This is a genomic window from Enterococcus faecalis (genome assembly GCF_029024925.1).
In the GTDB taxonomy this organism is placed as follows: Bacteria; Bacillota; Bacilli; order Lactobacillales; family Enterococcaceae; genus Enterococcus; species Enterococcus faecalis.
Genome location: NZ_CP118962.1, coordinates 1,820,422 through 1,833,179 on the forward strand (window position 1 = coordinate 1,820,422; position 12,758 = coordinate 1,833,179).

Sequence of the window (12,758 nt, forward strand, 5' to 3'; positions counted from 1 at the left end):
AAATCCCGACAACCGCTTGTACGTACACTCAAATAAGACTAGCTTTTCTAGTCAAAAAATGTGCTATCAAGCGATGAAGAAATTAATTGCTCGGCTCCACAACAGTGCTTCATCTGTTCTTAAACTATCGGGAGCTACTTTTCTTGTTAATTTATCAGTTAAAACAAAAAACATGTGAATCACCTTTCTTATGCTTGTATTCTACCATAGAATGACAAGAAAGCAAGCCACGTTGGTTTATAACGAAAGGAGCCCACAAACCATCATTTTGTCGGCTCCCTATCCCTATTATTCTGATAAATAGTTTAATGCATAGCGTACGTGGTACTCTGCTGCTAAAAGTAAGGCACGTTCATCAATATCAAATTGTTCATGATGGTGTCCAAAATGAGTAGCAGGATTTTCAGGGTTTCGTGAACCGACCCGTCCATAGATACCAGGAATTACCGCTAAGTAATCAGCAAAATCATCCGCCCCTAAACTTTTAGGATGATCGGTCACAACATTTTCAAAACCAACAATTTCACTGGCTACCTGCTGTGCACGGTTGGTTGCTTGTTCTTCATTAATTAATGGATTCGCTGCTGCATAAACAGAAAAATCAGCAATTTCTGTGCGATGAGACTGGGCAATTTCATGGGCAATTTCTTCGACTCGTTGTAAAACAAATTGGCGCGTTTCCTGACTAAATGTTCGAACAGTACCTTCAATGGTTGCCTGGTTTGCTACAATATTATAGCGTGTTCCTGCTTGTAAAACGCCAATTCCTACTACGACAGAATCTAAAGGATCAATCTCGCGAGCTACAATTTTTTGTAATTCCACAACGATACTGGCCGCTGCTAAAACAGCATCCCGGCCATTCTGTGGTTGGGCGACGTGACTACTTTGACCACTGACTTCAATTTTAAAAATATCACAAGAGGCGTTGGTGGCGCCTTTGGTAGCGACTAATTTTCCGACCGGCACACTAGAATCTAAATGAATCCCAAACACTTGGTCGATTGCTTCTAAATAATTTCCTTCCACAAATTGTCGCGCGCCTGCACCAATTTCTTCAGCGGGCTGAAAGGCCAGTTTAATCGTTCCTGAAAAGGTATCCTGATGTTTTTTGAGCACTTTAGCTGCACCTAGCAATGCTGCCGCATGACCATCGTGTCCACAAGCATGATTGAGTCCTGGATTTTTAGAAGCATAGGCAGTACCTGTTGCATCTGGCAATTCCAACGCATCAATATCTGCACGTAACAAAATCGTTTTGCCAGCGCCAAGACCTCCTTCAATGGTTGCTAAAACACCCGTTTCCCCTACTTCTACAAAAGGAATAGCTAAGGCTAGTAGTTCTTCTTTAATTCGCTTAATCGTTTCATATTCTTTTAAACTTGCTTCAGGGTATTGATGAAAATGACGTCTTAAATGGATTATCCATTCCTTTTCTGTAGCAATAGCTTCTTGGATTGTTTGAATCGTTGTTGTACTCATTATAAATGCCTCCTTTATTTTTTACCAAATGTTTCCCAGGCTGGAACATTGGCGCCTTTTGATGTTTCTGCAATGACCTTTTTCGTTTCTTCTTGTTGATATTCTTCTACAACTTTTTGATAAAGTTTATTCTCTTGATCTTCTTCTCTGGCCACGACAATGTTCACATAAGGTTTCGCTTTTTCGTTTACAGGTTCTAAGAAAATTGCATCTTTATCTGGTGTATACCCAGCATCGACAGCCATGCCGCTATTGATCACTGAAGCATCGACATCTTGTAAAGCACGCGCTGTTTGCGTAGCATCTAATTCAGTTATTTTCAATTGGCGTTTATTTTCAGTAATATCACTGACAGTCGGTAGTTGCTGTTTCGCAGGATCAACTTTTATCAGTCCTGCAGTTTGTAATAAAATTAACGCCCGCCCACCATTCGTTGGGTCATTAGGAATAGCAATTTCTCCGCCGTCTTTAATTTTCGTGATATCTTTCAATTTATTAGCGTAAATTCCCAATGGTGCATTGACTGTATTGCCAATTGATACTAATTTCGTCCCATGTTCTTTATTGTAATTGTCTAAAAAGATTTGATGCTGAAAGGCATTTAAATCAATTTCTTTTTCTGCTAATGCTGCGTTTGGTTGCGTATAGTCTGTAAATTCTACCAATTGTAGATCAATATTTTTCTTTTTCAAACGCTCTTTGACCGATTCCCATTCATCGTTTTTTGTTCCTACAACCCCTAGTTTAACGGTTTCTGTCTTAGTATCCTTCGCAGACCCCGATGCACAACCTGCAATCGTAAAAGCTAATACCCCAATAAGTCCAATTAATTTACTAAATTTTTTCATTTGTCATTTCTCCTTTTTCTAATGTGATGTTTTTTTGATTAATTGATTACTAATGGCTTGACTAATAAATACCATAATTAAAATAATTAACGTGGCCATAAATGTCACATCGGTTTGAAACCGATTGTAGCCTCGAGTAATCGCTAAGTTGCCCAGACCACCGGCTCCAATCGCTCCTGCCATGGCTGTTAATCCAATCAAATTAATAATTGTCACCGCTGAAACACGAATAATACTTGGTAACCCTTCAATTAGATAAACCCGAAAAATAATCCCTAAGGGACTCGTCCCCATGGCTTCTGCCGCTTCGATAACGCCAGGATCCACTTCTAATAACGCATTTTCAATTTGGCGCGCGAAGAACGGGATTACGCCAATAACTAATGGGACTAACGCTGCGGTTGTACCAATTGTCGTTCCTGCCAAAATTCGTGTTAATGGTTGAATCAGTGCGAGCATAATGATGAAAGGAATAGAGCGGCAAACATTAATAATTTTTTCTAAGACACTATACAGGGGTGGATTTTTCAAAACACCACTGGGGCCAGTACTGACAAGCACGACACCCAACAAGACTCCTAACACACCAGCAATCAAGGCTGTCCAAAAAACCATGTATAATGTTTCCCATGTACTTTGAAGAAACTCTTGTTTTAATTGGACAACATTCGGAAAATATTTCTCAAATAATTGATACATTCTCAGTTCACTCCTTTTTTAAATCACCTGTAAATTCTGCTTTTTCTTCGTTTGCTGATAGGTTTTCAAAACATTGGTTCGCACGCCTTGTTTCGCTAAATAAGCAAGGGCTTGTTGACGCTGGGCCTCATCACCAGAAAGCACCACAATTAAATGGCCAATAGGAACGTTTTGAACAATTTCGACATTGCCATAAAGGATATTTGTATATACCTGATATTGGCTATACAATTGTGCAATTAATGGCTCGTTCGTTTGATCTCCCACATAAGAAAATTCAATTAATTCTTGATTTTTATCTAAATCAGCTAATTTAGGATGTTCAAGAATCGTGGTTAATGCTTGGTCAATATGAGTTGCTGTCCGAATAAAATCTTTGGTTAAAGGTTGTTGGGGTTGACTAAAAATCGAAACAATATCGTTTGATTCGACAACGCAGCCATTTTCCATCACCGCGACTTTATTACAAATTTCTTTAACCACTTGCATTTCATGGGTGATTAAGACAATCGTCAAGTTCAGTTCTTGATTTAACTTTTTTAACAAAGCTAAAATCTGTCCTGTTGTTTTTGGATCTAACGCACTCGTCGCTTCATCACAAAGTAAAATTTCAGGATCATTTGCTAAAGCGCGGGCAATCGCAACCCGCTGTTTTTGCCCTCCTGATAGTTGACTGGGGTAAGCGTCCCGTTTTTCACTTAGTCCAACTAGCTCTAATAAATGGCTGATTTTTTGACGCCGCTCAGTTTTACTTAGCCCAGAATATTTTAATGAAAAATCGATATTACTAAATATGGTCCGCTCTTTCATCAAATTAAAATGTTGAAAAATCATTCCAATCTTTTTTCGTTGTTGTCGTAATTCCTTTTTAGAAAAAGTTAAAATATTTTCTTTGTTAATAATAACTGTGCCCGCTGTTGGTCGTTGCAATAAATTAATTACCCGTACTAGCGTACTTTTTCCAGCACCGGAATAACCAACAATTCCATAGATATCCCCTTTATCAATTGTCAAAGACACATCTTGGACAGCCTGAATTTCTTGTTTTTTTTGTTGAAATGTCACACTGATATTTTTTAGTTCAATCATTCTTTATCCCCCTTCATTCTTACCAACCTGCATTTTTTCACAAAAAAGAAAAAAGCATCCTCAACGACACAACTCGAGTTGTATCGTTGAGGACGCTTTTTTGCGTGTTACCACCTCATGTTCAGAATTTGCTCACACAAATTCCCTTTTCAAGTACGGAACAACATGTTCGATACCCTAGCTCGATAACGGGAGCACCCGTCGCCGCCTTGTGTTTAACACTCGGAGCGCTTGCTCAATAGCCATTTTCCAAAACGTCTTTGTCACCTATTCTCAGCTACCTAGGCTCTCTGTTAGACAAATCAAGTCTTGTACTTACTATATCACTGCTTTTTTATTTCTATTCATTCTAAACTGATTTTCGTTTATTTTCAAAATCAAACAGACTAGAGTTCCTACCCCTTCAAGCATCGAGTAATCGCAGATAATAGCTGCTCTCTCTCTTTGCATCAGTCGTAGTGCCCAACAGGATTTGACTGTGGCGAGAATCGTAGGAACACTTTCGTGCAAATGACACAACTTACCCTTCGGTCACCTTGTACTGTTCATCACTTACAAAGGCCATACTGCGTCGAGTAACCGCAGACAGCATCTACTTTGTCGCTTCGCGCCAGTCGTAGTGCTCAACAGGATTTGACTGTGACGAGAATCACAGCCTTGGCGAGAATCGTAGGAACACTTTCGTGCAAATGACACAACCTGCCCTCCGGTCATCTTGTACTGTTCATCACTTACAAAGGCCATACTGCGTCGAGTAATCGCAGACAGCATCTACTCTGTCGCTTCGCGCCAGTCGTAGTGATTCACAGCAAAAAGCCCTTCACTAGCGTTTTGCTAGTAAAGGGCGAATGATTCGCGGTACCACCTTTTTTCGAAATATAACTGATTCTTTATATCTCATCTCTTATCCAAGTCTTTATTAACTTGGTGCACATGGTAACGGGTGCTTAGCCGAAATTGCTTACTTATCAGCAATTTATTCTCAGAGGCCATCTTCAACTTTTCTGAACCTTGTCCCTTTTCACCAATCAGGACTCTCTTTTGAAGGTCATCAAAATTTACTCTTCTCTTCAACGAATGAATAGTTATCTGTGATGTTGATTTACACTTTACTAGAGAAAAAAGAGATTGTCAACAGTTTTTCTCAGAAAAAAAATCATTTTTCTTTTTTTACGAAAGAGCAATTGACAAACTTTCGTCTATACGTTATTCTATTTCTTGTGCACGAGATTTGTACGATTTTTCAAAAGGAACTTTGACGATTACTCGTCGCAGTGTAGCCTTTGAAAATGAACTCTATGGGTTTCACTTTGTTGCAATCCTCGAGTTAGTTTAGCCTTTGAAAGTGCCGCCTTAGCTCAGTTGGTAGAGCACCACCATGGTAAGGTGGGGGTCGCCGGTTCAAGCCCGGCAGGTGGCTTTTTGGTAAAATCCCAACTCTTTAATAAAGAGTTGGGATTTTTTTGTTTTGCCTACCCTTAGTGTTCTGTCAAGATGAGAAAATAACAAAAGCAATTTCTTCATTCCACTCGTTATGGTATATTTTAATTGTTAAATAATTATTGGAGTGGAGTACAATGATGAAACAATTACCTACAGAATCAAAAAAATTTGATTTAAAGAATTGGTGTATTGAAAATAAAGCCTATCTTCTATTGATCATTTTAATTTATCAAGTGGCAGTTTTATCCATCGGCATTATCAATTTCCCTTACTTAGATGATAATGCTCGCCAAGTCGCTGGAATGACAGATTTTGGTACGACTTACGCACGTTGGGGCAGTGAATTTCTCTCATGGTTTGTTCAAGGAAGTCGTCATTTGACAGATCTGGGCTTGACCACACCGATTCTAACAGGTCTTATCTTATCTCTCACAAGCATACTGGCTATTTATATCATCAATGACCAAAAAATTAGCTGGGGTTCCTCTTTAGTAGCTACTTTAATTGGCCTCAATCCTTGGTTCCTTCAATGTCTTAGTTTCAGGTTTGATAGTCCCTATATGGCATTGAGTATTTTTTGTTCGTTTCTTCCTTTTTATTGGTGGCAGCGTAATTCTTTTACGTTTTTCTTGGTTTCTGTTTTTTCACTGTTTGTTATGTTTAATACTTACCAAGCCTCGTCAGGAATTTATATAGTTATCGTCTTATTCCTTACTTTCAAGCAGTTACTTGCTGGAGAAAATTTCATTGCTCTTTGTAAAAAAGTCGCACTTGCTGCTATCGCTTATCTACTTTCTATAGTCAGCTACCTTATCGAGTTAAAATTTGTACCTTCCGCAACAAACAACATTGGAGGCAGTCAGGCCTTACCAAGTTTGCACGATATTCCCAGTGTGGCTTATCAAAATAGTTACCATTATTTTTCAGAGCTATTGAACCAGAGTAATCGTTTATGGCTCTTATTACTGCTCCTACTGCTTGTTTTATTTTTTATTAGTCATCTATCAAATAGTAAAATCAACTTGGGCTTAAGTTTCCTTTATTGTATCTTGTATTTAGGACTTGCTTCTCTCTTAAGTTTTGGTATTTTTATTGTCTATTCAAGAAATATCGCTGGTGATGCGCCTCGCTATATTTACGGATTTGCTGTTTTTGTTACAATCAGCATGTTAAGTTTATTTAACAATCGACAAGTGAAAGCAATTTATCTAACTTCGTTACTTGTGGCCAGCTTGTTATCTTATTATATTTTATCGTTTGTTTTGGTGTATTCTTCCACATTAAACTATCAAAAAGAAGCATTCAATCGCCAAGCAGCTATTTTAACAGATGATTTAAAAAATGTTGTAACAAACGAACGAAAAAAAGTTTATTTAAATACGTTTTTCAAAAATTCAACTGTTTATGCTAATACAAGTCGAAACTACCCAATTCTTTCAAAAATTGTGCCACCAAATGACGGTCTATACTTCCCTAATTATGTTTGGTTCAATACTTCATCGAATTTAGGAGTAGAGATGGCACCACTGACCGATACGGATATGTCTAAAAATCAAAAAGTAGTAAGTAATCACTTTTATGACATTTATACAAACAACAAAGAAATATTTGTATTTATGAAATAATTTGTTCCATCCAAAAACACTTCTTTTGCAATAAACGTGACTGTATGGTTTGATTAAGATGGATTAAGTATTCTTTTCGGGTACATTTATTACTTCCTGAAACTTGTTTATTTCCCATTTTTCTTATAAAGTAACAAAATTTTTGAGAAAAAACAGCTCGTTTTCTATGTTATGATAGAGAAGTGAAAATCACCAGAAAGGTTGTTGCGGACTATGAGAACTCATCAGAAAAAATTATTTTTATTTTCAATGATTTTATGGTTAGTTGAATTTTTAATTACACGGATTTCTGATTCTTTTCCAGGAGCAACGCCATTGTTCGTTGTGATTTGCTTGATTCAAGGAATCCTTTTTACTTATTTCTGTCTTGCTTTTTTCTATTATCCGCAATAATCAGTCAAGAAAAGCAATTAGAGCAGATTCAGCAAATTTCTGAAACCGAAAAAATGGCACGTCCTCGTTTTTAGGACGTGCCATTTTTTAAAGCATTATTTGTGTAAAAGCCGTTCGTATCGCCTGTTGAACTTTTTGAACAGCAGCGATTTGATGGCTTTTTGCTTCAGTCAATTCTTTTTCAATATATTCAGGATAGTAGGTTGCCAAATAACCCAAGACCCAGATAGTTGGATCTGAAATAACCGTCTCTGCTAATGGATACAAATAGGCAAGATGCAACCGAATTTCTTCTTCCAAATGCTGCAACATAATTGGATCATCATTTTCTAAACGATTCCTAAGTTCAGTACAAATTTCGGAATAGATCGGCGTATTTAACGGTCCAGTTTTTCCTTCTAGTAAGACTGTCTGAGGCTGATTGTCATACCAAAGAAAAGTCAGTGGTTCTGAAAATTGCAACAGTGCTAATTCTTCAATGAACCATTCCCGAGCAAAATAACTAAGTGCTTGGTTCATAACTAAATCTTTTGCGACTTCCACAAATACTGGTTTAGGCAAATATAAACTGGTTTTAATGTTCGCTAATTGTTGATAAACGGGCAATTGATCGCTTACTAACAAGTTCCTTTTAATTGCTTGAATTTGCTGCGTTTCTAATTGTTGATACGCCTCTTCCACTTGCATTAATTGCTGTTCTAACGTTTTTTGTTGTGCTAGCGTTATTTTTTTAGTTTGAAGTAATTGCTTCAATAAAATATACCCTTCAATAAAGCGACGACTTTGACTATAAATTTGCATATAAATTGCCGCTGTTTCAAGGTTCTCAAAATAAGACTCTTGGAACGCTTCTGCCAATGCTAGTGCTTCGTCAGCTTCACCCATTTCCAACAATAATTGGACAATTTTTTGGTTTACTGGCGGCGTTTGTTGTAGCTGATAGGCTTGTTGAAAATTTTCTAAAGCGGCGATCTGATTATGTTCTACAAGTGCTTCTTCTCCTTGTGCAATAAAACGTTCATAGTTTTTTGGAAATTCATGAATGGTACTCATATCTAACCTCCTTTATTTCTTATTTAAAGCAGATGAGCCTGGGACAAAAATCACTTTGGATTTTTGCTCCAGGCTCAAAACCTGATAACCGGCGGGAACAGAACCAACACTACGCGTTGCTCGGAGCTAAACGGTTCTGTCCCGACCTCGATTTTAACTATTCAAACGGACTTTTTTAGTAAAGATTACGAATAATAATTGCCGTTTCTAGGTCGCCCTCAGCGTTCATCTTCTCCGCCTTTTCCTCTAAACTATACCCAGCAAAACTTTCGTTTGTTAAAACATCTGCTACTGTGAATTTAGCAACTTTTTCAATACTGACTGCATCTGGTGCTACTTCTTGCACGCTATCCCAGCCTGTATCAATAAAGACCTTTGTATCTTCTGTAATCGCTTCGTTTGCTTCTAACGCCTGCATAATTTCTTTTAACTGTGCATACGTCATAACCTCAACTTGATTTTCCATTTAAACGCCTCACTTTGCCATTCCTTTTTAAGGATTGGGTTTTAATTTTAGACTTTTTCTTTAATTGTTTTTAATGCGTGATATAAGGCATATTTCATTGGTTTGGCTTTCCATTGGAAATTGCCCATTAATTCTTCGACATGACCGCCAAAGGATTGTTTGAATTTAAGAACCCCATCACTTCCATCAAAGACACCGTCAACGCCATAAAAATTATATTTGGGAATGTTATTTTCTACTGTGTAAGTTAACATTTTATGTTGAATTAAATACGGTGCATAGTATTGTTTATATTTTTCATACGTACCACTAAACAAGTAAACAACTTCTTGTGGATGAACAATGAATAAGGCACCTGCTAAAATTTCAGGTTCATCTGATGTTTTCATTTCTTTAGCCTCGTCAATCCGTTTGCGCACGGTACGAACTTCATCTTCAAATTCACGTTTCTGGTTATTTTTTTTACGGCTTTTAGGATTGGCAATTAACGCTTCATTGACTTCGTTGAGCGTCTCTTGTAATTTGCGTAATTTCTCATGAAGATTTTCTAAATAAGTAGCAAAGTTTAGTTCCGCCACCATAAATTTCGCTCGTTCGCCAAACTCTTCATAAACAGCTTGGTAATAAGCTAAATCCTTATCTTCAAAATTACGCCGTGCACTTGTTTCTTCCGTTAATTTCTTAAAGAGAGGTAACTCTTCGTAACGAAGTTCTCGGGTTGTTACGCCATATTCCCATGTTTTCTTGATGTCATATTTAGCATCTTTTCCATAAGATTTCCAAAGCTCTTCTTCTGTTAATCCAGCCATATCTTTGACAAACAGCCAACGTGGCGCGCCATCAAAATTGTGCACATCAAATCCTTGGTGTTCAAAACCAATTGATGTGAAATAGTCAAATGTTTCTTGATTGACCTTTTCAACTTCACCGCCATTAAAATCACGTAAACAAATTTGTTTATTTGGAGTAAAGGTTAAATAAAGGCCATCATTTTTTTTCACATATTTTTTTAAGCCTGTGAAAAAGGCTTCTACACATTTTTTATCTGTATAATCCATCAAAATTCCGCCGTCAATGTCGAAAGCATAACCAATTTTGACTTTTTTCTTGCTTAGGATACACGCAGCAATTAGTTGCCCTTCTCGTTTGACGCCAACGTATTCACAATGCCAGCCACGTCGTTCCAATAAATGTTTCATTTCGGGTGTTTCTAAAAAGTTACCTGCAGGATGTGTCATTGCAAAGGTAGTAAATTCTTGTTCAGTTAATGTACTAAACTGATCCATATCAAACAACTCACAATCTTTTTTTGTTAAATAAATTAGCACTTTTCAGCTTAACCTACTTTTTGCTTTCTTTCAAACAAAGTTACCTCACTGGCTAATTCTTATTTTTCGGTTCTTATTAATTATATCTAATTTTGCTAAAATGCAAACAGTTTTCAACGGAAAAAAAGAATTTCTTTGGAATCTTTCATTTTTGACTGAATATCTTTCTTTTATAAAAAATATCTGAGACAAAAATCTAAAGTGATTTTTGTCTCAGATATTAAAACTCATGAAAACCCGTTGAACATCTTTCTCTCAGGTTCTTGATTTACTCAACAGTTACACTTTTGGCTAAGTTCCTTGGTTTATCAACATCGTAGCCTCTTTGTAAGGTTGCATAGTACGCTAATAATTGACCTGGAACAATGCTAACTAAGGCAGAAAGTAACGGATGAACATCCGGAATAATCAGTTGGTCCTGTGGTTTTGCCAAGGATTCCAAGGCAATCACAATATTTCTTGCTCCACGACTTTCGACTTCCTTTAAATTGCCTCTTGTATGGGCTGCGACTTTGGCATCTGTCACAATCCCAATCACAGGTGTTCCTTCTTCAATTAAGGCAATCGTTCCATGCTTCAATTCTCCTGCCGCAAAGCCTTCTGCTTGAATGTAGGAAATTTCTTTCAACTTCAAGGCCGCTTCCATCGACACATAATAGTCGACTCCTCGCCCGATATAGAAGGCATTTCGAGTATACGTCAGATAATCTTCCACCAAGGCTTTCATTTGTTGTTTTTCATCAATCAAGGTTTCCATGACAGCTGCTACCACGCTCAATTCGTGAGCCACATCAAATGAGACGGCCGCTAATGTTTGGCGTTCTTCACCAATTGCTTTTGCTAAAATAGCTAAGACAGCGATTTGAGCAGTATAAGCTTTGGTGGAAGCAACAGCAATTTCTGGTCCTGCGTGTAATAACAAGGTATCGTCCGCTTCACGTGATAATGTTGAGCCAGCAACATTTGTTAATGTAAGTGATGGATGCCCTAATTCATTAACCTGTACAAGTACTTGGCGGCTATCTGCCGTTTCACCACTTTGACTTAAGAAAATGAAGAACGGTTTTTCAGATAAAATAGGCATGTTGTAGCCAAATTCGCTTGATAAATGAACTTCCACAGGAATACTGGCAATCGTTTCAATTAAAGATTTTCCGACCCAACCTGCATTATAACTTGTCCCACAAGCAATAATGTAAATTCGGTCACATTGATTAATTTTTTCAAGTAACGCCTCATCTAAAGTCACTTTTTCACCTTGAGTATACGCTTGAACAATTTTGCGCATCACTGCAGGTTGTTCATCAATTTCTTTGAGCATATAAAACGGATATGTTCCTTTTTCAATGTCATTTAAATCTAATTGCGCTTCAAAAGGTTCTCGGTTGATTACTTGTCCTTCTGGCGTTTCGATTACTACTTTGTCCGCTGTAACAGTTACAATTTCACCATCAACAATCTCAACAAATTGATTGGTTTCTTTAATCATCGCCATCGCGTCACTACAAATAACATTAAAGCCTTCACCTAGACCGATAAGTAACGGGCTTTTATTTTTCGCTACGTAGATAGTATTGGGGTCCATTTTATCCATTAATGCAAAAGCGTATGAACCTTTAATTTCGGCTAAAGCCGCTTTAAAAGCATCTTTTGTTGAAAAACCATTTTCAGCAAAATGAGCAATTAATTGAACGACGATTTCAGTATCTGTATCACCAATTAAGTGAGCACCACTTAAAAATTGTTCTTTTAATTCTTCAAAGTTTTCAATGACACCATTATGCACTAATGCAAAGCGTTGATCGCTTGAAACATGGGGATGTGCATTGGCGACAGTTGGTTCGCCATGAGTGGCCCAACGAGTATGACCAATACCAACTGTTCCATCAATTTCTGGCGTTAATTTTGCTGCTAAATCGGCAATGCCTCCAACTGCCTTAACTACATGGGGCTGTTGGCTTTGATCATTCACACAAATCCCAGCAGAATCATAACCTCTATATTCCAATTTTGTTAATCCTTGAATCAAACTTTCCGTGACATTTTCTTTTCCAATCATTCCGACAATTCCACACATAATGCTAATTCCTACTTTCCAATTGAAATTCTGTATTTACTAGGTCCTGTTTAACTAGCAAATCCCATTATATGTTTCTACCTGCGTGATAACCGCTTTGTTCTAACTTCACAATTAGTTTTTCTTTGTTATCTGTAGAGTGCAGTCCCTAGAGCCACCCGCCGAATCTTCGATAAGCTCTCTCCTCGTCACCTGAACGTTCAGGTCTGGCGCTATCCGATATTGGTCTATATACCTCCTTTGTAAATATATTCC

10 protein-coding genes, 1 tRNA gene and 2 other annotated features are annotated in these 12,758 nt (G+C 37.5%); of the genes, 3 read left to right on the plus strand and 8 right to left on the minus strand.

Features of this window, described 5'->3' with window-relative positions:
* Positions 1-288 precede the first annotated feature (288 nt).
* The 4 genes from PYW42_RS09010 to PYW42_RS09025 are packed head-to-tail and all read right to left on the minus strand — an operon-like array spanning position 289 to position 4,118.
* On the minus strand, positions 289-1,482 hold the full coding sequence (locus PYW42_RS09010) for an amidohydrolase (protein WP_002410522.1): 1,194 nt from the start codon (positions 1,480-1,482) through the stop codon (positions 289-291).
* Between the two features lie 14 nt (positions 1,483-1,496).
* Positions 1,497-2,330: a MetQ/NlpA family ABC transporter substrate-binding protein gene (locus PYW42_RS09015; protein ID WP_002411403.1), complete on the minus strand. Its 834-nt coding sequence runs from the start codon at positions 2,328-2,330 to the stop codon at positions 1,497-1,499.
* An 18-nt stretch (positions 2,331-2,348) separates the two neighbouring features.
* On the minus strand, positions 2,349-3,029 hold the full coding sequence (locus PYW42_RS09020; RefSeq protein ID WP_002359998.1) for a methionine ABC transporter permease: 681 nt from the start codon (positions 3,027-3,029) through the stop codon (positions 2,349-2,351).
* Positions 3,030-3,047: 18 nt separating this feature from the next.
* Entirely contained in the window at positions 3,048-4,118 is a 1,071-nt protein-coding gene (locus tag PYW42_RS09025) for a methionine ABC transporter ATP-binding protein (protein WP_002411404.1), read from the minus strand.
* 85 nt (positions 4,119-4,203) lie between these two features.
* Positions 4,204-4,454: a binding site (T-box leader), on the minus strand.
* 501 nt (positions 4,455-4,955) lie between these two features.
* Positions 4,956-5,201 (minus strand) — a binding site (T-box leader).
* A gap of 264 nt (positions 5,202-5,465) precedes the next feature.
* On the opposite strand from PYW42_RS09025, the gene PYW42_RS09030 reads away from it, so the two are divergent.
* From PYW42_RS09030 to PYW42_RS09040, 3 genes are all read left to right on the plus strand, one after another.
* Positions 5,466-5,538 (plus strand) — tRNA-Thr (locus PYW42_RS09030).
* 157 nt (positions 5,539-5,695) lie between these two features.
* The gene (locus tag PYW42_RS09035) at positions 5,696-7,186 is read left to right on the plus strand and encodes a glucosyltransferase domain-containing protein (protein ID WP_002411406.1); all 1,491 of its coding nucleotides are present in this window, start codon (positions 5,696-5,698) and stop codon (positions 7,184-7,186) included.
* A gap of 213 nt (positions 7,187-7,399) precedes the next feature.
* Positions 7,400-7,579, plus strand: a complete 180-nt coding sequence (locus PYW42_RS09040) for a hypothetical protein (protein ID WP_002384325.1) — start codon at positions 7,400-7,402, stop codon at positions 7,577-7,579.
* Between the two features lie 87 nt (positions 7,580-7,666).
* Here the strand turns inward: PYW42_RS09040 and PYW42_RS09045 are convergent, their stop codons facing one another.
* The 4 genes from PYW42_RS09045 to glmS all read right to left on the minus strand — a co-directional run bounded on the left by PYW42_RS09045 (position 7,667) and on the right by glmS (position 12,503).
* Positions 7,667-8,632 (minus strand): hypothetical protein, encoded by a 966-nt coding sequence (locus tag PYW42_RS09045; protein ID WP_002411407.1) that lies wholly within the window; start codon positions 8,630-8,632, stop codon positions 7,667-7,669.
* A gap of 175 nt (positions 8,633-8,807) precedes the next feature.
* A complete protein-coding gene (locus PYW42_RS09050; RefSeq protein WP_002359936.1) occupies positions 8,808-9,098 on the minus strand; it encodes a hypothetical protein in 291 nt (96 codons plus the stop codon).
* Between the two features lie 47 nt (positions 9,099-9,145).
* Entirely contained in the window at positions 9,146-10,384 is a 1,239-nt protein-coding gene (locus PYW42_RS09055) for an aminoacyltransferase (protein WP_002362084.1), read from the minus strand.
* A 310-nt stretch (positions 10,385-10,694) separates the two neighbouring features.
* Positions 10,695-12,503, minus strand: a complete 1,809-nt coding sequence (gene glmS, locus PYW42_RS09060) for a glutamine--fructose-6-phosphate transaminase (isomerizing) (protein WP_002356940.1) — start codon at positions 12,501-12,503, stop codon at positions 10,695-10,697.
* Between the last annotated feature and the right edge of the window lie 255 nt (positions 12,504-12,758).